Here is an 18,282-nt window from a genome sequence, read left to right as displayed (position 1 = left end):
ATACTTGATAAAATTATTTGGTGTGACCACATTGCTGATGACGCAGTCTTAAAGGCAGGAAGGATTAAAGAAAGGTGCGGGAGTAAACGCATCGATAATGAAAAATAAGAGAGCATGACTACTTTTCTTAGTACTACCCCGTTTGAAAGCATGGTGAATTTGCCGCGCTTTCAAACCAAAGACGGTGAAAATAGGATCGATCCTAAGCGGATTTTGTTTTTGAGAGCTCAAGGGAACTATACGTTGTTTTATTTAGAGACCGGCGAGCAGGTACTTACTACATTGCCCTTAAGAAGTTATGTCCCATTGTTGGAATGGCATGGTTTTGTCCGTATTCATAAGTCGTATCTTGTGAATTTAGGTTATTTGCAGCACTGTACGATCGATCGAATTAGTATAACATTTCCAAATGGGAAAATCGTCGAGATCGCACGTCGTAGGAGGAATAAATTGATAGAACTGTTTAAAATGCATAAAGTATTTTTTCCTGCCGAATAACAGTTAATGATCCCGGTAATTTTTACATTTTCTTGTTAATCTTTACCGAACTGATTTTGCCAATGTGTTCTCAAAAAATAAACATATTGCGTCGTAAAACACAAACAGAATGCCGTAAATTTTTAATAGCATCCTGTTTGTGTGTCGAAAATCTAGAGTTTAGGATGCTTTTTGTGCCACGAAGTAGCATCCTGATACACCTTGGCCGTAGCCAATAATTTGGCTTCCGCATATAACTGTGCCGTAAAAGTAATGCTGCCGGGAAGTCCGTTTTTGTTGAATCCATTAGGCAGACAAAGGCTTGGATGGCCGGAAAGATTGGTATAAGTTAAGTTACCGCCTGCATACGTTGGCGTGATGTAAACATCAAAACGTTCTTTTTTCAGTACTTGGAATAAATCCTGAATCATTTTAGTGCGGACACGCTGGGCTTGAACGTATTCTACCGCCGGGATATATCGTGCTGAACGAAACCGATTTGGCCATGCATTTTTAGTTTGGCGTACTATTTGATCGTCTTTGTCAGTCAATGTTAGTTCGTCAAAAGCGGCTCCGCTTTCAACACCGATGGTAATTGTCAAATCTCCAATGGGGTAGGAGGGCAGGTCAAACGGAACTAACTCAGCACCTAATGCATGTAATTTTAGCAATGTAAGTGAATCATTGGCACGATTGGGATAATTGGACTCAAAGGCTTTCTTTAAATACCCGATCCGAATTCCTTTTAATGTTTTTAACGGTTCGTAGTTAAAAGGCAAATCCTTTACCGTAGCATCCTTACCGTCAGGGCCTTGAATAACATTAAAGATCAATGCACAATCTTCGACGGAACGGGTCATCGGCCCAATTTTATCCATGCTCCAACTTAAGGCCATAGCTCCAAAACGGCTCACCCGTCCGAATGTTGGACGTAAGCCTGTAACGCCATTGACGGTAGAAGGAGATACAATAGAACCGAGGGTTTCGGTTCCAATCGCAAAAGGCAGACAGCCTGCCGAAACCGCTGAACCTGAACCGGCCGATGAACCGCTCGCACCGGTTTTAGTATCCCAAGGGTTGCGCGTCATACCGCCAAACCAAACATCACCCATGGCAAATTCTCCCAATGACATTTTGGCAATCAATACAGCGCCTGCTTTTTCAAGTTTTTGGATAACCGTAGCGTCATAAGGTAATTGCTGATTTTTATAGATATTGGAGCCCCATGTGGTAGGATAGCCTTTTTTCGCCAATAGATCTTTCGCTCCATAGGGAATTCCATGCAACGGTCCGCGGTATTTTCCGATTTTGATTTCTATATCAGCCTGAGCTGCCTGTTGGAGGGCCGACTCCTCGGTTAATGTAATGACATTGAGCAGCGTTGGGCTATATTTTTTAAGTCGGGCAATAAAAAACTGAGTAAGCTCAACGGATGAAATTTGCTTAGTTCGGAGCAATTCGCCCAATTCTGCCACAGTATAATACGCCAAACTGTCTTGTACAGCCGGTAAATGGACTTTTTGTAACACACCGACTTTAAATGGTCTTTTTACTTTTTCGAACTCAAAACCCGTCGGCACCGGGTCAAACAAAAGGGCAGGGGCTACATCGTTGGTAAGGGTAATTTTGCGTACCCTATCAAACCCTTTGAGTTGATTGTTAAGATTGTCGATCATCGAATCGCGCTCGGCAGTGCTAAACTCAATGCCAAAGACTTTGGAGGCATAATTGGCAATGTCGGAGGTAACAGGTTGATCAGCCGAGCGGTAGGAAGTTCCGAGTAAAAAACTGCCAAGACAGGCTGCAATAATAAAAATAGGGAGAATAATTTTTTTCATGTAATCTTCTGTTGATGAGTGAAAGGGAGCAAAACTGAAAAGACAAACGTATAAAACCTGTTTGCAATTTAAGACAATATTGTATATTTGCAGCCCGTTTGAGTGGATAGTTGGACATAACCATCAAAGTTCATTCAAAGGAATTGACATATTGCTGCACCCGTAGTTCAATGGATAGAATTGTGGTTTCCGGTACCATCGATAGGGGTTCGAGTCCCTTCGGGTGCACAGAATTAGTACGACATAGTACAACGTAATATGAAAAACGCCTTAGATTCAATTCTAAGGCGTTTTTTGTTTTATTTCGCACCACCACGTACCATGATGTACCCAAAATGTTTCAGTAATGACCGTCACTCCGGAACTTAATAACCGCCCGAATAAGCATGGTTTGCATACCATTCAAATACGGATCTCCCATAACCGAAAAATTAAAAAGAATTACGTTGGAATATGCCGTTCCATTAGCCGATTGGAACCCCGAAAAAAAAGAAGTGCAGAGATCCAATCCGCTACACGTTCCGATCAATGCCGCCATTAAAATGAAGGTTCTGGAAGCGCAGCAGGAAGCATTGCGCAGCCAAATTCAGGAAAAACCGCTCACGGCAAGCCAACTTAAAAAGCGTTTGAAAAAACAGATATCGGGCGATAGTTTCATTGAGTACGCTCAAAAACGAGCCGATGAAACCGTTAACCCTTCTTCCAAAGCCAACCTGCAATCCACACTTAATAAGTTCAAAGAATTCCTGAAGCAGGAAGATTTGCTTTTTCCTGAGTTGGATTACGACCTTCTCAAGTCCTATCAGCGGTATCTAAAGAAACTCGGTAATGCTACCAACACCATATACAACGCCATGAAGAATCTTCGGGCAACGTACAATGAAGCACTGGTCGATGAAGTGAATGAGACTGATAAAAATCCCTGGAAGCGGATCAAGCTCAAGAAAGAAAAGACGATTCGACGTCGACTCAATATGAAAGAGCTGCTCAGCGTAGAGCAATTTAACCTACGACCCGGTACCGCAGCTTTTCATAGCCGCCATGCGTTCATGTTGGGGTTTTATTTGCAGGGTGCCCGCGTTACAGATCTGTTGCTGCTTACCTGGTCAACCATCAAAGACGGCCGATGCGAGTATTACACCAGCAAAGGTCACAAGTTTTGCTCTAAAAAGATACTAACGCAGGCATTGCCCATTTTGAAATATTTCAGATAAATGTCGGTCAATCTTAAATCAACGGACTACATACTGCCTTTTATTAAACTGAATCGTAAGAAGGTATCTGCCGAGGAGTTTCGTGATCACATCGAAAGCATTAACGCGCAAATGAACGGGCACCTGTACGAGATCGCAGAAAAGCTTCAGATACCGCGCTTCAGTATGCATACAGGCCGCCATACATTTGCCAACAATGCCATCCATCCGAGCTTCAAACGGCAACATTCATGCAGTATCGGATGCCATGGGCCATAGCAGCATCCAGATCACGGAGCAGTATTTTGATTCAGCCTATCGCGACGAAAACGACGCGCTGGGAGATATGGTGTTTGGAAAATAAATCAACTTTTGTTTGTTCCGTTATGGAACAAATGGTACTTTTATACGACAAATGAACAAACAACTGGAATTGATAATTGCCAGGCTGGAACGAGCAAATGTGCAACTCAGGAAACTTCTCGAAAGCTACGGCACCAAGATCACAGAAGAAGAAGTAAACGAGATTCTTGACGAAATCTTAAAGAATGAAGAAACCATCGAAAAACTTAAAAAGGGACTTTAATACTATGGACATACGATCAGAAATTCAGGCGGCTCTGGCCGAGTCAAGAGCTGCCCGTCAGGAAGCCGAAAACTACCTGATCCTAAATGGTGAAACTGTCAATCTGGTTGAATGGGTCACTGCCAAGGAATACGCACGGCGGTTTGACATCGAAAGCACAAACGTAGTGACCAACTGGATTCGCAGAGGCATCATCCCTCCCGAAAATGTCAGAGTCATTCATGAGCTCAACGATATTCGGCTGATCAAGGCTATTCCGTACAAAGAATCTGCCTAACGATTTCTTTGTTACCAATACTTATGCCCGTTGATCCAATCGACGGGCTTTTTTGTGTCCTTTTGTTTCATAGCCGTTCAATCAATCTTTGAGCAAAAAACAAATTCTATGAAACGACTTGCTCCTCTACTTCTCTGCCGGCAGGCTCAGTGCGATGGTAGTGGGATTCAGGATAGGTGGGTTTTGAATACCGGCAATTTTCTCCAATCCAAGCACCACGCGCTCCAGACGGTCGGCGCTGGCTCTTCGTTTGCTCGACACCGCCGAGGCCGCCCCCTGCATCCAATCGGCTCCTACCTGATCGCGGGCATAAATAAAGCGCTCTATCAGTCTATCCCGAATGGGCTTCATGGCCGTTTGCTCAATACTTTTGCGATGACTTTCATAGTATCGTATATTGCATAATGTTAAAATGGCATGACAAATTTTTATCATAATATTGATAAAAATAAATTATATTGTGATAAAAATTCCCATAAAATTTGTGTATCAATGGAAGTCTCTGAAAACCAAAGAATTGAGATTTTAAGGAAGTTTTTGAAAATGAGCCAAACTGAGTTTGCAAAATCAATTGGCATGTCTCAGTCGAACTATAATATGGCAATTAAGGAGGGAAGAAACATTTCAGGAAAACCTGTATACTTACTTCATAGTGTCCACAAAGTCAACTTAGATTGGATTTTCGGAAAAATCGACAGTGAAACGCCCGTTTTCATAAATGACTCAAAAGAAGAAGACAAAATCAGAGAATTGGAGCGGGAGCTTTTGAAAACAACACAAGAGCTGCTCAAGTACAAAACCCGTGAAAACGAAGAATTAAGAAGTAAATCCGCAACAGCCGGGGGTCAGAAGTAACGAATGAATCAATTTTCCAAAAATCTAATTCACTTAATGATTCAACGAGGGCTAACCGAAAACGATATCGCCAAAATGCTCGCCATAAAGCCCTCCACAGTTTTAAATTGGATCACCAAAGGCACACTCCCAAGAGCAAACCGCCTCTATGCACTAAGCGCCATCTTGGGCGTATCCACCGGCCAATTATTCACCGAAGAGCCGCTCCTATCTGAAACCGAAAAGCTTCAAAAACACCGAAGGCAAGAGCTGGAGCAACAACTCCTCCAAACCACCAAAGAGCTTCTGGACTTCAAAACCACAGAAAACGAACGTTTAAAATATAATCCGGCTGTTCCTGCTGGGCAATGAGAATTAAGGGTAGGTACAATAATATGCCAACCTATATCTCCTTTCGGTATAGTTTTAATAATCTCCAATAAGTAGGGTAAAAGTAAGACATACGAGAAGTGCATAAGTAACTGCAATAGGTAAGCATGCATTGGTTTACTGTGTAGAGTTCTTCATTGTAACTTTTTGATATTCAATCAAGAATGCCGCTTGATAACTTTTTTGCGGGAGCTAAATAAATAACATGTTTTTTTGCTAACATTGCGTTTTATGCATTGCACATAGAGCATGTCGATTGCCCTTTGAAAACAAAACCCAAGAAGGTTGTAATCCGTTTTAAAATGATTGATCCCAAAAATATAAAGATAGGCAACGACACATTTGAATTTAATGTAGACCCCAAAGATGCGGTATTGATTGAGCGCCACTTCGCCAAGTTGACCAAGCGAGATAAAGAAATAGAGAGTCTAACTATCCCTGACAAACCGATATGGTTAAACCTCATTATTCGGTCTATCCGCTTTTACCAAGGCAACCTATCGCATAGACTTGGTAACAGATGCGTTTTTGACCCAAGCTGTTCGCACTATGCAGAACTTGCTTTCAGAGAAAAAGGATTTTTAAAGGGAGTAAAATTAACAATAGCCAGACTCAAACGATGCCGACCGGAGAATGGCGGCATTGACGAATTGACTAAACCAACCAACTGATCAGTAATATGGACTATAAAATCGAACAAATCGGAGCACAGTTTACAAACAAGGCCATTGCCAATCTTGAAACAAGATTCACTCAACATGCCAATGAAGGCTATAAATTTCATTCAGTCTTCCAGATTCAAAAACCTGGCTGTTTAGGAATTGGCGCGCCTACTATAACCTATCTTGCTGTGTACGTTAAAGAGTAACGGCGAACAAGTAGTTTACTTTTCTTATATCTCTTGGGTCTGTGCTTTTCCATAGACCCTTATTCCTTTTTAAGCTATCCTGTACAGGATAGAAATAATGAATTGGATAATTATTAGAGTAATATTTGCATTTATACAACTTAAAGGAAAATATAGAAGTTCTTCTTATCTATTTGTTAAAAAGCATGAACAATGGTAAATATAGTCCTAGATTCAAACATTATATTAAGACAACCAAAGGTGTTAGGCCTAAGAATCCCGGAAATTCGTTTCTAGATTCCCTTTGATGTAATTAATGAACTAAATGATAGGGCTACACAGCGAGGAGCATCGGAAGATAAGAGAATAGATTTAATAGCGAAAGCGTCCGAACAAGGCTTTGTTTCCATTATAGACACTAATAGTCCAAAATATCAAAAACATCGTGATATTTTGAACGCAAATAGAGTTAGTAGTACGGATTTAGCTCTTTTAATTGTTGCATTATATTTAAAGGATAAGGGTGAAACGGTTAGAATCTGCCCCGTGGTCTGTGTCCCCACAGACCATTTCCAAACACTGAAACAGTACCCTATCTACGATGTCGGCAACGTAGCCTTCGAGCAGATTGTATTCAGGATATTGAAGGAAATAAAATGATACCAAGCGTTTATGTGACTCCACATCCGTATATAAATAAGGAATTAATAAATTGATTGCCGTTTAAATCAGCAGCGACAACGTTCAGATGAAAAAGCTTTCCTCTTATATTCTTCTTCTTTTAGTGATAGCCTGTTCAAAAAAAGACAACGTCGACCCGGCGCTGGATTACATAACTGAAACGGGCTTTGAAACAGGGTTTGATAAAACTACTATGACAAAAATTGAGTATGACGCTCAAAAAAGACCAACTATTGTCAGGATCTTTGACATTCTTGAGATATTTGGACCTAACGGCATCTTTATTACTTACAAAGGCAATAGGATAGAAGATATAGTAGTGAAAAATTACGGAAAGACCACTAATCATAAAATCGAATACCTGTCTGACAATGAGGTAACTATATTCTCCGATTATGGCAATAGCGCAACTTATTTCAGAAATCTTGTATTTTCCAAAGAGGGGCTCCCATTAAAACTAACCACTCAAAGAAATTCGCAAGGCCCAATTATAAGTGAGAAAATTTTCACCTATAACGCTGACTTAAACTTGCTCAAAATAGAATACATGGAGTACGGGACTTTACTGAGTTTATATACATTTAGTCAACATGATAAAATGAAGAACCCATTTTATCACAATGCCATGTTATGGACCATAATAAATACCCTTTATGGAGTTCAAACCTCACTCTGGGGAAGCATACTGGCTATTTCTAAAAATAACCCTACAGCAATGAACGACAGGAGCGACTTTTATAAACACGAAATATCATACAACGATAAAGGATTCCCTGAATCGGCATCTACTATATTAGCACATTATAACATAATTACTCAGCAAGCCCCAAATGAAAGCGATTACATAAAATCAAAATCCAAGACTTATTTTAAATATTGAGCTGCTCCGTGGTCTGTGTCCTCACAGACCTACTAATGATACTAAGCGTTTATGTAACTCCAAATTTTGTACTCCTGGCGGATGGCTAATGCTTATAAAAATAATTTTCTATCTGTTCTACTGGTATTTTTGTCAGTTAGCTGTATTTCCACTAGTACTGATACCTATCAAATTGAGGATGCAAGTCAAAAAAGAGTTTTTACTCCTTTTGTAATGAGCCCTCGTTCTACATCATACAGTATGCATATAAAAGGCGAAATAAACGGTAAAGCAGAATTACATTTTTTACTGCCAAATCATGATTTTAGTAAGGGTCCATTTTGCTCTGATTATCACGAAAAATTAGATTCAGGCAAAGTAGATAAATATTTAGGGGGAGATTATTTCGGAGGCTTCGAAAGGTCCACTATTTACTACTTACCCTGTACCGCCAAAAAAGGGTATTTAACCATTGAAGTAGCCTTCAACAAAAACCTGAAAAATAGGTAAATAACCTTTAAGGACTATGAAAGTACTATAGACAGACTGCAACATACTATGGGATATTGGACAACCTTGCATTTATTTGATTATAAAACTTTCTATAACGAGCGCGTGCCTGTATTGAAAGGGGAGAAAGGAAGCTTAGAAGAGGACTGTTTAGAATTCCTGAAACTCTATACCACGTGTGGAATTGCTCATTTCTCCGAATCAAAGGTGAGCGCACTGATCAGGCAAAACATTGAAACAATTAACAGAATTTCTAATTCATTTGATACGTCTTTTAAGGTCCATCGCGAATTTCACAAGATTAAAAACCATAACGACCGCAGCCTCTATCTGAGTCAGTTGGAAGGCTATTCGGACTTTGGCAGATTTATGGAGTACTATATATTTAAAACGTGTGCGGACTTCTTTCCGCACATTCCTCTTGGCAAAGGTGGAGTAATGCGAAATTTTACTATAAACTTCAAAACACTTTCCTACAGTATTATTGGAGAATTTGACAGCAGGAACGAGTTTTTTTGTGACGACATGATGGGGGTATCAAATTGGATTAGCAGCGAAGATGTTGAATTACTTTATCTTGACAAGGAAAATTTGCATTTTGAAGATAATGGACGTGCTGATGCTTTTCTGACATTACTTGATATTGCTTACAAAAATGGTCTTGGCTTAGTTATGGGTATTGATATGAGAGAAGACCGACTGGAATTATTACCAAGTTATAAGTTGATAAGTTCAGCCGGTTGGGAAAACATAAATAAAACGGGACTCCTGTTCAGGCGATAGAAAAGCAGAGAGAAAATCAATTCTTCCTGTCTGCTTCTTGGTCAGTGTGACACAGACCAAAGGATAGGAAATTGATATAGCATCTTGCTCCTTGGTCAGTGTCCTCACAGACCACATATTAAGAACTCAAAGCAGCACCCACGGCTCTTTTCCAAATCGTACTGTAATTCAGATTGCTTATATTTACAAATTATTAATAGCGGCAAAACAACTCCTTTAAGTTGTTGCCTATTTTTTTCTTAAGCTTAAATGATCTGCCTTATATGAAGAAAATTTACTTCTTTTTTTTATTTTATTGCCTGTTTTATACAAGTTGGTCGCAAAACGCAACAATTTCCCCTACAAGCCTTACTCCTCCCAAATTAACATATGAGCAAATCGTAAGTTTAGCTTCCCCGGAAGAAGGCCAGATGGTCTATGATATTTCATTTAAATGTCTCCGAATGTATAATGGAAGAAAATGGATTTGTCTGACACAAAATACGTCTCCTGATGTTGTTGCACATCAGGCAGGAAGTACAGCTACTGACATTGGAAGGGCAATTACTGTTGATTCACAAGGCAATATTTACATAACGGGCAATTTTTCCGGAGTAGCTACTTTTGGTAATACAAGAGTTGAATCAATAGGAAGCAACGATGTTTTTGTAGCTAAATATAACCATTATGGTTTATTACAGTGGGTCAGACGAGGAGGAGGATTTGGTTATTCCTATGGAAAGAGTATTGGGGTAGATAATAGTGGTAATGTGTATATAACCGGTAGTTTTTACAGTAGAGCTACATTTGGCAATATTGCCCTTACTTCCGTAAGGGGAGATGATATATTCATTGCAAAATATGACACGAATGGAGTCCTGCAATGGGTAAAACAAGGTGGAGGTGATGGTGATGATGATGGAAAGGCTTTAGTGGTTGATGATAGTGGAAATGTATATGTAACCGGCTATTTTATCTATAATGCGATTTTTGATGGTACTTCTTTTCCTTCCTCAACTTATCCAAGTACATTTATTGCTAAATATAATTCGAATGGCGAATTACAATGGATTAAACGAGAGACGGGAGCCGGGGCTGTTTACGCTGCAGCAATTGCAATGGATACCTATGGCTTTATTTATGTTACCGGGTCGTTTTATTATAATTCTGTTTTTGGTAACATCACACCACTCGTATCGGCAGGCGGTTCTGATGTATTTATTGCTAAATACAGTACCGAGGGGGTATTTCAGTGGGCTAAAAGAGAGGGAGGCACAAACAATGATGTAGCTACCTCTATTGCTGTAACTCATGATGGTTTTTTTTATGTTTCGGGAGCATTTTTTGGTACTGTAAATTTTGGAGGTTCCACAAGTCGAACTGCCATGAGTAACACCAACACAGATGGATTTATTGCAGGATATAGAGATAATGGGGAATTTGCCTGGGTACGTCAACTAGGAGGAACGGACTACGAATTAGTTAATTCACTGAGCCTTCACCGATATGGAGGATTGTATGTAACAGGATTATTTGAGGGAACAGTTAATTTTGGCTTTAACGTAACGTGTACTTCAAAAGGGAAGTCAGATGTATTTGTTGCAAGATATGATGAAGTTTCCGGAAATATTGAATGGATTGAACAGTATGGAGGAAGTTGGAGAGATAGTGGTGTCTCTGTTAAAGTTGGTACCAATAGAGACGTATATGTAACAGGTGGTTTTGAATCAGATGTAATATTTGGTAATACGTTACTGTCTAATTTTGGATATTCCATTTTTGGAGAAGGAGGAATGGATATGTTTTGGCTACGATTACGCAAATGATATGTTATAATTAGTAAAGAATTGGTTTTTAATTTTTTTTGAAGCAATGCTTAATACAATTAATGAGAGAAGTACGGATGCCGAAGCCATGAATAATTAAGTCAAAATTTTAATATGTTTCAGTAATGATTCAGCGGCTAAGTTTAAATTGTTTATAAGTCATTGATTATTAGATTATTATAAAGATAGTGTTGCAAAACCTTCGGGTGCACAGAATTAGTACGACATAGCACAACGTGATATGAAAAACGCCTTAGATTCGCTTCTAAGGCGTTTTTTGTTTATTTTCGTACCACCACGTATCAGGGTAAACCCAAAAATGTTTCAGTAATGACCGTTACTATACAGATGGCTCCCATTACCGGCGACTACAACAAAGACAAAGGAAGTGAGAAGAAGGCAGCAACCACCAATCAGGAGAATACCACTCACTTGAGTGATACAGTTGACTATTATGCCGTTTACATATCAAAACCACATCTTTCATACTCGTACGTTTCCTTTGATATGGAGTTTATGTAGATGGCTTTGAGCTATTCGCCGTTTCGAAAATGGAAATTAAAATGTTAAAGGACGGGCTTCCCTGAGAGATTTGTACAGTTAAAAAAGTACTATCCACTGACAACTTGCTGTTTATGCGGCGGTTGTCAGTGGATAATTCTTAAAAAGGGTGCAACTTTTTAAAAAGTCTTTTTAATGCATTTCTATCACTATTTTTCTGTTTACCAATTTGACCCAATAAAACCCGAAAAGCGAGAAGGTTGAATACGAAGCGTATCGGGAGAAGTAGAATCCTTGGTTTTAGCGACACGAATAAACGTCATCATAAATTCACCTTCCACATACCCTACGGATTTCTCTACTTTTGTCACCCGAATAAATTGTTGTGTACCTGGGAGTATGTGATAGGTATCCTTACCGGTATCAAATTCGCTGGTATAAAATGCGGCCTGCGGAATTGTATCGGGGCGGCAGGGCGATTTATGCACTTCATCAAACTTATATTCTCCCGTTCTTAGGGGAATTGCACCAATTGCAATAGTCTCAAACGGATACTTCCTATAATCTTCCAAGTCATAATAACGATCAATTGACAGTGAGAAGAAGTTTTTGTAGAGCGGGTCCAGATGCTCTAACCAACAGGAGGCACAGGTAGTTCGAGTAGCAACAGTAATGCCGTTAGATAAGGTTTGATTCCATGGTTTTCCATCCATGACAATTTGAGCAAAATTGCGAGGGATGGGTGCCGGCTCCTCTTCCTTCTCTTTTTTGCATCCCAACAGGCAAAGCAAACAGACCCAACTCAGTAGTGATGTCGAGGTGACTTTGGAAGTTTTCATGGCGTTATTATTTGATGATGTAATAAATAATCAACCTGCCTTGAGGCTTTTTATTATTCAAGGTATAAGTGATTTTTCCTTTTGATACACCTGAATTTTGAATCTAAAATTTAAATACCTTTATAGTACTCAACCTCAACCGTTATGAAAGCCAAAAGATACACCATTTCAATTCTCAGCTATCTATTGCTGGGATTTTGCGGATGCCATAAAAAGGATGTCATCCCTATCAGTAGTTTAAGCTGTAAATGGCCTGACTATAATTCAGTACAGGCAAAAATAACTGATGTCATTACTACCGTTCAGGCAACACATAATGATACGGTATTTGTGTTTCGAAACCCAACTCCAAGTAATGAAAACGGATCACAATGGTTGCCATGCAACATGCCCCAACAAGCAAAAAAAGCCGGCATGAAGGTCAAAATAAGCGGCTACATAATAACATTTCCGGGAATTGAACTGTCCAGTCTCATCTATGGAAGACCCTTTGAACTTATATCCATTGAATATTTACAGTAGCACCATTTCTCTTAATAAACCGTACTCAACCTCAACCGTTATGAAAGCCAAAAGATACACCATTTCGATTCTCAGTTATTTACTGTTGGCATTTTGCGGATGCAAAAAGTCAGACTACGTTCCTATGAGAAGCTTAAGCTGTAAATGGACTTCCAATTATTCAGTAGAAGCAAAAGTAATTGATATGGTCACCACCGTTCATCGGAGCGTTTGGAGGGATACGGCATATATAATTCGGGATTCAACTCCAATGAGTAAGTATTCTTTTTGGTTGGCGTGTAACATGCCCGAAAGAGCCAAAAAAGATAGTGTCAAAGTTAAAATAAGTGGCTATATAATGACATTTCCGGGGATTGAAGGAGTTCAGTTTAAACATGGACACCCCTTTGAATTGACCTCCATAAAATATTTATAGTATCACCATTTTTCTTTAAAACCTTTAAAGCTCTCTGCCTTCGGCAAGTTTCCATACTCCTCCGTGGAAATGATGTCCCGGTTGATCACCCGCTCAAAGCGATTTTTGCCCTGAATATTGAGCTTACACCGCAGCGGGTTCGGCACCGTCTCGGGAGTCGTGCCGCCGTGGTTATCGTTGAAGTAAAGCTGAATGCTCGTCATCCGATTGTCGGCGTAGCTGGCCGCTACCTTCGTTTCTATCAGCCGAATACTGCGGTTCAGCTCCACCACCATCTTTTGGTCTTCGGCGGCCGAAGCATCGTGCTCGCAGTCGTTCTTGCGCTTCAGATAATACTTGATCGACTTCCGACCCTGATGGTTCACCGGCCGCAGGTGGTAGATCGTCATACCGTGCGGCACCACAACCCTGTTCTGATTCGGTACCTAAAGTATATACACAAATAGGGTTTGACAATTTTTGCCCCAATTTTATTTGGCGTGCTGCATAATAATCGTCCAAAATAGGCAGGTATGGGGTGGTAAATACTTATTTTTTAGCTATGATAGCATTTTGAAGTTTATTTTCTATCACCAAAAACATAGAGCGTTGGGGGCACACTATCTACGACGTGCGCAATATCGCCTTCGAGCATATTGTCTCTAAGAGACTGAAGGCGAGTTTGTGACTCTTCTCATCGGTTCGATGATAGACACTGACCTTTTTAAGTTACAATCAATGTGGCTATTTTTTTCTGTCATGACACCGGCATATTATAACCGAAATAAAGAAGTCGTATATTTGACCGGGGGATACAAGACGCTTCTTACTGTTAATGAACAATAACAAATTTGGCACAAAGCCGCATTATCAACTACTGGATGGGCTTCGGGGGGTAGCAGCTATTATCGTCGTATTCTTTCACCTTACTGAGCCGCTTGCCAAAAGCCACCTTGACAATGTTGTAAACCATGGCTATCTGGCAGTTGATTTTTTCTTTCTCCTATCCGGCTTTGTAATCGGTTATGCTTACGACGACAGATGGGACAAATTAACCGTCGGCGGCTTTCTTAGGCGCCGGTTCGAGCGGCTGCAACCACTCGTTGTATTGGGCATGACCCTCGGCGCCATCGGCTTTTACTTTACTGATTCAACCATATGGCCGCTCATTCATACGGTTCCTGTATGGAAGCTGATCGTCGTTATGCTGATAGGATATACGATTTTACCCATTCCACTTTCCATGGATATACGCGGCTGGCAGGAAATGCATCCGCTCAACAGCGTTGGCTGGTCCTTATTTTTCGAGTATATAGCCAATATTCTCTATGCGCTGGGACTAAGGAAATTATCTGATAAAGCATTGGCTTTCTTTGTGGTAGTGGCAGGTGCACTGCTTTTGCATTTTGCAGTTACTAACCCCAACGGAGACGTTACCGGTGGCTGGACACTTAATGTCGAACACATGCGTGTTGGGATAACGCGTACGATATTTCCATTTTTTGCCGGGTTGCTTTTATCGCGGGTAGCCAGGCCGGTCTATATCAAGAATGCTTTCTTATGGTGTAGTGTGTTGGTGGCGGCTGTTTTGTTTATGCCAAGAATAGGCGGTGCAGAGCATGGTTGGATGAATGGTTTGTACGAAGCTTTTTGCATCATCATTGTCTTTCCACTGATTGTATATATCGGTGCCGGTGGTGTGGTGCGTAGTAAAACAGAAGAAAAAATTTGTCAGTTTTTCGGCAATCTTTCTTACCCATTATACATGACACATTATGTGCTTGTCTATTTCTACGTAGCATGGGTAAGCAATCACAAGGGCATTACGTTATGGCAGGCTTGGCCTTATGCACTGCTTACATTTTCAGGAGCTATCGTGTTGGCTTATGCAAGTTTAAAGTTGTACGATGAACCGGTAAGAGCTGGGTTGCGAAAAAAGCTGATGTAACGAAAAGAAAAGTATATTGTACCGGATTAGAATTCCGGCCTCACTGGCCTGTAAAGTAAATCAAAGCCAAAATAAGGTATGAATTTTATACTTAATCTAACCGGCAGATAATCAATGCTTACCGCTAAGTAAGATGCTGCATGTAAATTTAGAGATGAAAATAAATCACAGCAGGAATACGGTAAAATAACCTTTTCGGCCTTGCTGAATACCCATAAACAGCAGTCGCTCATTTCCAAGCCAGTGCGGCACATAGTCACTTGATGGAATCAGGCCCGGTAACAGGTTGATTTGACGTACCTTGCCTGTAGTTAGATCCCGAACCCATAGGCTGTAGGTACCGGCCGACGGATCGGTTCTTGTACTTAGAAAAGCAAGCTGTTTTCCGTCCGGTGAAAACGAGGGATTTGTGTCGATCCAGCCGGGCTGCGTTTCAAAATAATTCACTTCGCCACTTCCATCCGGTGAATAAAGGGAAACAACGGCGCGCCATTGCGCGTTGTCATTGTTGTTGCGGGCGCGTGACACTGCGATGAAGCGGCCATCCGGCGACCAGTCTATGTCGGTTTGTCGAATGTAATTTGATTCGCGAATGGGCAAAACAGGTGTCAGGGGAATTGGCTGACCACCCGATGTGGCTATTTTCCAAAGGCGGGATTCTTCATTGGAAACCGTAGAGAAAGCAAGCCACTTGCCATCCGGCGACCAGTCTACCCCTTGTATCAGGGCAATATCTACCACCGGAAGAATTCGCGTATGCTCGGACGCAATATCGTAGATCATCAGGCCATTCTCTGTGACGGAAGGATAAGCAAGCTGCTTTCCGTCCGGCGAAAATGTAGCGCCCGCACCCTGTCGAGTAACAAGTTTTGTAGAGACAGGGCGTTCATATTGCATCTCAGCTATATACAGCGGAATCTTATATTGGCCCGGACCTTCTTCAATTACTAAAGAATACGTTGTTTTCGTGCCATCCGATGTTACATCTCCTCCCATTACGTCTCCTGACAATCCAAATCCGGGGTAGTAAGCCGATTGAGACAAAAACCCGTTGGTGACCATCACCGAATTAGAGTTCACAGGTGGTGCACTTTTGTTTTTCGATACGATTCGGGCAACTAATTGCTCCCCACCTTGAGCCACAGGAATATTGATTGATTTTTGGTTAGCATCGAGGGTCTTGTAGGTATGAAACGCCCCCAACTCACCGGTAGCAATCTGTACTTCGTATTCTTCAGCTTCCACATCGGCAATATCGGGGCAGGGTGCCGTAATACAAACTATATGCATTTCCTGCCAGCTGAGCTTATACTCGGCCCCACTTATGACAATCTGCAACGTAACCGGTCTTACCCGTTTCGTAGGATCAATCGTTTTCTCCCTGCAAGAGCTCAGGAGTAAGAGTACAATCAACCGGAAAAGAGATCGTTTCATGGTAAAACCGGTAACATGTTTTGGTACTTTAAAGACGCTAACCGATTCTAAAAGGTTGTGACATCAATTATATAATACCAACTGGTTTCGATGATTGTTCTGCAGAAAGAAAATTTGGCAAAATTTGTATTGTACAAGTGTTGCAGCTTACTTACAGAAAAAGTGTATCAAGCCTGCATTAAACAGCCGTTATTACAAAGCCCTATACAGCAAATTCTTAATAATTATAAAAAAATAACAGGAATGGCAAAGTCTGAAAATAGGCGTATTTATTTGACTTTTTTTATGATTATGCTGTTGTTTGCAGCCTGTAAAAGTGCACTAAAAGAAGCCCCGATTTTACTTTTTGACGGTACAGGCACGTCGCCTAACGACGTGGAAGCGATCAAAGATATTTTGGCCTCAAATCATCTGGATTTTGTTACGGTAGATTCCGATCAACTAAACGAGTTGGATACAAACCGGTTGAAGAAATATAAGTTGATCATCATACCCGGTGGGAATTTTATAGAAATGGGTAAAGGGCTTACACCGAAAACTGCCAACACTATCCAAAAGTCGGTTCACCAAGGATTAAATTATTTGGGAATTTGTGCCGGCGGTTTTTTGGCGGGCAATACTCGAAATAATAGCTTCAATATTGCCAAAGGTGTACAATTTAAATTTTATTCAGCTGAGTATAAAGGCATAAGAAAGGCGGCCGTTGCTGTTATCAATGCAGATGGAGCAACGATCGAACATTATTGGGAAGACGGTCCTGAATTCAGTAGTTGGGGAAATGTGGTTTCAAAATACCCGGACGGCACACCGGCAACTGTTCAGGGAAATTATGGTTCAGGGTGGGTGGTGCTTACCGGAGTACACCCGGAAGCGCCGGAAAAATGGAGAAAAGAGTTTTATTTCTCAACGGCCATCGAAAGCAGTCATAACTATGCGGTCGGACTTATAATGGCAGCAATGGAAAAAAAAGCAATGCCTCATTTTTAAGCAGCCTCAATAAATTTTCCTATTAGCCTTTTACATAAGCCAATTTTTCCGACACCTTCCCGTTGCGGACTTTGAAAATATCCACGCCCCTCAAATGCCAGGGTTTCCCTTCTTTTGTCTTGCGATAGATCCATCTCACTACACAACGGTCACCACTGACAAATGCCTCCTCTGTCTCAAAGACAGCGTCCGGATTGGAAGTAAAGAATTTTTTCCAATACGCTCGGACATCATCGGCTCCCACTAAACGGGTGCCGTCCGGTTGTGGATTCGTATTTTCAAAGATACAGTCTTCGGTCATGGCATTCATCACCGCATTGACATCGTGACGATTGAACGCCTCATTGAACCTTTCTACTGCCGCAAGTGTAAGGCTCGTCGTATTATTTTCTGTTTCAGTTGTCATACCTGTTTTTGTTTCCTTTTTGCTCAAACCGGTTTTACATGATGTCAAAATGCACGACATCAGGAAAAGAAGTATCAAAATTCGACTCATTTTATGTATCGTTAAAATGGTAATTGTGCAACGGGACGGTTGACTTGATATTAACCCTATCAGCCTAAACTTGAGATAGAT

Annotated in this window: 24 protein-coding genes and 1 tRNA gene; 19 read left to right on the top strand and 6 right to left on the bottom strand. The window is 40.8% G+C overall.

The window, feature by feature from the left end; translation table 11 throughout:
- Positions 1-114: 114 nt before the first annotated feature.
- Positions 115-498, top strand: a complete 384-nt coding sequence (locus ACQY73_RS11555) for a LytR/AlgR family response regulator transcription factor (protein WP_428665763.1) — start codon at positions 115-117, stop codon at positions 496-498.
- 152 nt (positions 499-650) lie between these two features.
- Here ACQY73_RS11555 and ACQY73_RS11550 read toward each other — a convergent pair whose 3' ends face one another.
- Positions 651-2,315, bottom strand: coding sequence for an amidase (locus ACQY73_RS11550; RefSeq protein ID WP_428665760.1), 1,665 nt, complete (start codon positions 2,313-2,315; stop codon positions 651-653).
- 156 nt (positions 2,316-2,471) lie between these two features.
- Here ACQY73_RS11550 and ACQY73_RS11545 point away from each other — a divergent pair.
- The 5 genes from ACQY73_RS11545 to ACQY73_RS11525 all read left to right on the top strand — a co-directional run bounded on the left by ACQY73_RS11545 (position 2,472) and on the right by ACQY73_RS11525 (position 4,371).
- Positions 2,472-2,543, top strand: a tRNA-Arg gene (locus ACQY73_RS11545).
- 158 nt (positions 2,544-2,701) lie between these two features.
- Positions 2,702-3,529, top strand: coding sequence for a phage integrase SAM-like domain-containing protein (locus tag ACQY73_RS11540; protein WP_428665758.1), 828 nt, complete (start codon positions 2,702-2,704; stop codon positions 3,527-3,529).
- Between the two features lie 196 nt (positions 3,530-3,725).
- Positions 3,726-3,872 (top strand): hypothetical protein, encoded by a 147-nt coding sequence (locus ACQY73_RS11535; protein WP_428665755.1) that lies wholly within the window; start codon positions 3,726-3,728, stop codon positions 3,870-3,872.
- 51 nt (positions 3,873-3,923) lie between these two features.
- A complete protein-coding gene (locus tag ACQY73_RS11530; protein WP_428665752.1) occupies positions 3,924-4,094 on the top strand; it encodes a hypothetical protein in 171 nt (56 codons plus the stop codon).
- Positions 4,095-4,098: 4 nt separating this feature from the next.
- Complete coding sequence (locus tag ACQY73_RS11525; RefSeq protein WP_428665749.1) at positions 4,099-4,371, top strand: hypothetical protein; 273 nt, start codon at positions 4,099-4,101, stop codon at positions 4,369-4,371.
- 126 nt (positions 4,372-4,497) lie between these two features.
- On the opposite strand, the gene ACQY73_RS11520 is transcribed toward ACQY73_RS11525, so the two are convergent.
- Positions 4,498-4,806: a hypothetical protein gene (locus tag ACQY73_RS11520; RefSeq protein ID WP_428665747.1), complete on the bottom strand. Its 309-nt coding sequence runs from the start codon at positions 4,804-4,806 to the stop codon at positions 4,498-4,500.
- Positions 4,807-4,863: 57 nt separating this feature from the next.
- Between ACQY73_RS11520 and ACQY73_RS11515 the strand changes: the two genes are divergently transcribed.
- From ACQY73_RS11515 to ACQY73_RS11475, 9 genes are all read left to right on the top strand, one after another.
- Entirely contained in the window at positions 4,864-5,226 is a 363-nt protein-coding gene (locus ACQY73_RS11515) for a helix-turn-helix domain-containing protein (RefSeq protein WP_428665745.1), read from the top strand.
- Positions 5,227-5,229: 3 nt separating this feature from the next.
- Complete coding sequence (locus ACQY73_RS11510) at positions 5,230-5,577, top strand: helix-turn-helix domain-containing protein (protein ID WP_428665743.1); 348 nt, start codon at positions 5,230-5,232, stop codon at positions 5,575-5,577.
- A 320-nt stretch (positions 5,578-5,897) separates the two neighbouring features.
- Positions 5,898-6,266 (top strand): membrane protein insertion efficiency factor YidD, encoded by a 369-nt coding sequence (gene yidD, locus ACQY73_RS11505; protein WP_428665741.1) that lies wholly within the window; start codon positions 5,898-5,900, stop codon positions 6,264-6,266.
- An 8-nt stretch (positions 6,267-6,274) separates the two neighbouring features.
- The gene (locus ACQY73_RS11500) at positions 6,275-6,463 is read left to right on the top strand and encodes a hypothetical protein (protein WP_428665738.1); all 189 of its coding nucleotides are present in this window, start codon (positions 6,275-6,277) and stop codon (positions 6,461-6,463) included.
- A gap of 727 nt (positions 6,464-7,190) precedes the next feature.
- On the top strand, positions 7,191-8,003 hold the full coding sequence (locus ACQY73_RS11495) for a hypothetical protein (RefSeq protein ID WP_428665735.1): 813 nt from the start codon (positions 7,191-7,193) through the stop codon (positions 8,001-8,003).
- 81 nt (positions 8,004-8,084) lie between these two features.
- Positions 8,085-8,492, top strand: a complete 408-nt coding sequence (locus ACQY73_RS11490) for a hypothetical protein (protein WP_428665732.1) — start codon at positions 8,085-8,087, stop codon at positions 8,490-8,492.
- 48 nt (positions 8,493-8,540) lie between these two features.
- Positions 8,541-9,275, top strand: a complete 735-nt coding sequence (locus ACQY73_RS11485; protein ID WP_428665730.1) for a hypothetical protein — start codon at positions 8,541-8,543, stop codon at positions 9,273-9,275.
- A 263-nt stretch (positions 9,276-9,538) separates the two neighbouring features.
- Positions 9,539-11,080 (top strand): SBBP repeat-containing protein, encoded by a 1,542-nt coding sequence (locus tag ACQY73_RS11480; protein ID WP_428665727.1) that lies wholly within the window; start codon positions 9,539-9,541, stop codon positions 11,078-11,080.
- Positions 11,081-11,410: 330 nt separating this feature from the next.
- Positions 11,411-11,602: a hypothetical protein gene (locus ACQY73_RS11475; RefSeq protein ID WP_428665725.1), complete on the top strand. Its 192-nt coding sequence runs from the start codon at positions 11,411-11,413 to the stop codon at positions 11,600-11,602.
- Between the two features lie 200 nt (positions 11,603-11,802).
- On the opposite strand, the gene ACQY73_RS11470 is transcribed toward ACQY73_RS11475, so the two are convergent.
- Positions 11,803-12,420, bottom strand: coding sequence for a hypothetical protein (locus ACQY73_RS11470; RefSeq protein ID WP_428665723.1), 618 nt, complete (start codon positions 12,418-12,420; stop codon positions 11,803-11,805).
- Between the two features lie 144 nt (positions 12,421-12,564).
- Here ACQY73_RS11470 and ACQY73_RS11465 point away from each other — a divergent pair, with 144 nt between their 5' ends.
- Together ACQY73_RS11465 and ACQY73_RS11460 are read left to right on the top strand one after the other, a co-directional pair.
- Positions 12,565-12,942, top strand: a complete 378-nt coding sequence (locus ACQY73_RS11465) for a hypothetical protein (RefSeq protein ID WP_428665720.1) — start codon at positions 12,565-12,567, stop codon at positions 12,940-12,942.
- A 40-nt stretch (positions 12,943-12,982) separates the two neighbouring features.
- Entirely contained in the window at positions 12,983-13,357 is a 375-nt protein-coding gene (locus ACQY73_RS11460) for a hypothetical protein (protein WP_428665717.1), read from the top strand.
- A gap of 2 nt (positions 13,358-13,359) precedes the next feature.
- Here the strand turns inward: ACQY73_RS11460 and ACQY73_RS11455 are convergent, their stop codons facing one another.
- Complete coding sequence (locus tag ACQY73_RS11455; RefSeq protein ID WP_428665715.1) at positions 13,360-13,746, bottom strand: hypothetical protein; 387 nt, start codon at positions 13,744-13,746, stop codon at positions 13,360-13,362.
- Between the two features lie 425 nt (positions 13,747-14,171).
- On the opposite strand from ACQY73_RS11455, the gene ACQY73_RS11450 reads away from it, so the two are divergent.
- Positions 14,172-15,284 (top strand): acyltransferase family protein, encoded by a 1,113-nt coding sequence (locus tag ACQY73_RS11450; RefSeq protein WP_428665712.1) that lies wholly within the window; start codon positions 14,172-14,174, stop codon positions 15,282-15,284.
- A 165-nt stretch (positions 15,285-15,449) separates the two neighbouring features.
- On the opposite strand, the gene ACQY73_RS11445 is transcribed toward ACQY73_RS11450, so the two are convergent.
- Positions 15,450-16,718: a hypothetical protein gene (locus ACQY73_RS11445; RefSeq protein ID WP_428665710.1), complete on the bottom strand. Its 1,269-nt coding sequence runs from the start codon at positions 16,716-16,718 to the stop codon at positions 15,450-15,452.
- A gap of 243 nt (positions 16,719-16,961) precedes the next feature.
- On the opposite strand from ACQY73_RS11445, the gene ACQY73_RS11440 reads away from it, so the two are divergent.
- Positions 16,962-17,705 carry a BPL-N domain-containing protein gene (locus ACQY73_RS11440; RefSeq protein WP_428665707.1) on the top strand — a complete coding sequence of 248 codons (744 nt, stop codon included), beginning with the start codon at positions 16,962-16,964 and terminating at the stop codon, positions 17,703-17,705.
- A 22-nt stretch (positions 17,706-17,727) separates the two neighbouring features.
- Here the strand turns inward: ACQY73_RS11440 and ACQY73_RS11435 are convergent, their stop codons facing one another.
- Positions 17,728-18,111, bottom strand: coding sequence for a nuclear transport factor 2 family protein (locus ACQY73_RS11435; RefSeq protein ID WP_428665704.1), 384 nt, complete (start codon positions 18,109-18,111; stop codon positions 17,728-17,730).
- Positions 18,112-18,282: the final 171 nt, after the last annotated feature.

This window comes from Runella sp. (assembly GCF_965279615.1).
In the GTDB taxonomy this organism is placed as follows: Bacteria; Bacteroidota; Bacteroidia; order Cytophagales; family Spirosomataceae; genus Runella.
This window is presented reverse-complemented; position numbering and strand designations above follow the sequence as displayed.